At 70.5% G+C, this 2,204-nt stretch carries 2 protein-coding genes; both read left to right on the top strand.

Going from position 1 to position 2,204, the window contains the following annotated elements; translation table 11 throughout:
• Window positions 1–482, top strand: a 482-nt coding sequence (locus AB1673_17575; protein ID MEW6155767.1) for a hypothetical protein, incomplete at its 5' end; no start/stop codon positions are given.
• A gap of 506 nt (window positions 483–988) precedes the next feature.
• Window positions 989–2,204 (top strand): hypothetical protein (locus AB1673_17580; protein ID MEW6155768.1); only part of this gene is annotated, 1,216 nt, incomplete at its 3' end.

A 2,204-nucleotide genomic window follows, 5' to 3' on the forward strand; every position in this document is an offset into this window, starting at 1 on the left:
GCGACGTGCCCATCCTGCCGCCGGGTCTGACGTTCATCGCCGTGTCGCTGGGCAGCGACGGCGGCCACAACCTCGCGATCTACGGCACGGGCGGCATCGCGGCCTCCGCCACCGCCCGCAACGCGGGCACGAATCCGGCGAGCTACGGCACGTTCACCCGGCCCACCCTGGGGGGGACCTACACCGCGTTCGTCGATCTCGCCGGCACGAGCGGCCACGACCTCGCCTGGCTGGCGGGTTTTGGGACCCCGCTCACCTCGACTCTCGCCGGCGGCCAGACGCTGCTCGTCGATCCCGCCGATCCCTTTGGGGAGCTCTTGGGAGCGAGCGTCGTGCCCGGCCCGGTGGCGCTCTACGACCTCGCCGTGCCCGGCGACCCGCTCTTCGCCGGCTTCGCCCTCTCCACGCAGGCGCTGCACGTGGGGGGCCTCCAGCCCTTCGCCCTCTCGAACGCGCAGGACTTGGTCCTGGGGTATCGGTAGACGCGGGAATCCCCCCGCGGAGCGTGACCGGCGAAGGCCCGGCGTCCCGATTCCCACGCGAGAGAAAGCGTCGGCGGCCGGCGGAGCCGCGGAATTCCGAGTCCCTTCGGGCCGGCGTCGCGCTAGGATGCGCCCGTCCCGATTCGGCTCGCCGCTCACCGTCACGGATGCCCGCTCCGCTGGACATGCTCGCTCCGCTCGCGCCCGCCCGTCCTGAGCAGGTGCGCCTCGCCCGCCCCACCGTTCCTCCGCGCGTGTATGCGTGCGTGCGTGTGTGGGGGGGAGGGGGCGAGCCTCGCGATCGGCGTCTTCCTGGCGACGGGCTTCCACCGGGGATGTAACGGGACTCCGGCGGCGATCCGCCCCCCGACGAGAACGCGTTCGCTCTCGACCGCGTGGAGGGATCGTGCCAGCTCCCCGACGGGCGCTTTCGTCGCGAGCACGGGTCGGGCTCTTCCCCGTTCCGACGTTCGTCTCTGCAACCCTCATCGACCCAGAGGTGTTCCATGCGACCCCAAGGCTCTCTTTTCGCCATCTCGCAACGGCTCCTGCACTGCGGCGCGGCCCGCCCGCGGTCCGCGACGCCCTCGCTCGCGTTCTGGCGCGGACTTCCTCTCCTGTTCCTGGCCTGCTTCCTGCTCCTGGGAGCACCTCCCAGCGGAGCGCAGACGCAGGACGGCGTCGTCACCCACTGGAATGCGCAAACGCGTTCCTGGGACATCGGGGCGAAGGGGCTCCCCCGGCTGGCGAATCCCTTGGACTACGTGTGGGACGACCCCGACACCTTCTACTTCTACAACCCCGCCTACGCCTCCGACCCCGCCTACACCTACCTCCCCTACCCGGATGAGTATGTGGCGGAGAAGTTCTCCGGCACGCGCGTGAGCCTCACCCTGCGAAACGCCTTCGACGACTTCGTCTGGAACCGCACGGAGAAGAACGTCCAGCACATCAACTTCGGCGAGTCCGGCTGGGAGAACCAGCTCCGGGATCCGGCCCATACCGGCAAGCTGCGCGTCCTGCACAACGTGATCTTCGACCATGGCGGCGGCTGGCTGCTGGAGGAAGGCGCGGCGGACGGCGACGAGAGCCTCGCCACCCTCTTCTTCCCGCCCGGCTGGGCGTGGCTCGACGTGCCGCCCGCGCCGGAGGTGTATCCGATCCTCTTCTGCGGGGCCTACGACCCGTCCTGGGAAGTCTTCGGGGCCTTCTCCAACTACCAGGACGCGGACGGGAACCCCGAGAACGGCCACCAGTACTCGTATCGGCCGGGCATGCACATCGCCGAGCAGGTGGCGCTCAGCCCCGCCTGGGGCGCCGGCGGACCGCGGCCGGGAGCGATCGGCGTGCAGTGGAACGGCGGCGGCGGATGGGTGATGAGCGAGAGCGCCTACCGGCAGTTCGCCCGGCTCATCGACACCGTGGCGACGAGCTTCGGCGGAAAGCGCGACGAGATCGTGATCTTCGGCAGCTCCCGCGGGGGGCTGACGGCGCTCGAGATGGCCTGCCGGCCCGGGCCCTTCCTCACATACGAGCCGGAATACCACGTGGTGGCCGCCTGCGCGACGCACTTCGTCGGCCGGCCGGGCTCCGTGGCGGCGGTCCAGTCGCCCACCTATCCCTTCCCCCAGAACGTCATCTGTGCGGCCACGGGCTTCCGCAACTCCTGGAAGGACAACTGGCACTACCCGGTGGATCCGACCCGTCCGCGGATCTCGGGCA

The sequence above is a fragment of the Actinomycetota bacterium genome (genome assembly GCA_040754375.1).
Lineage (GTDB): Bacteria > Actinomycetota > Acidimicrobiia > Acidimicrobiales > AC-14 > JBFMCT01.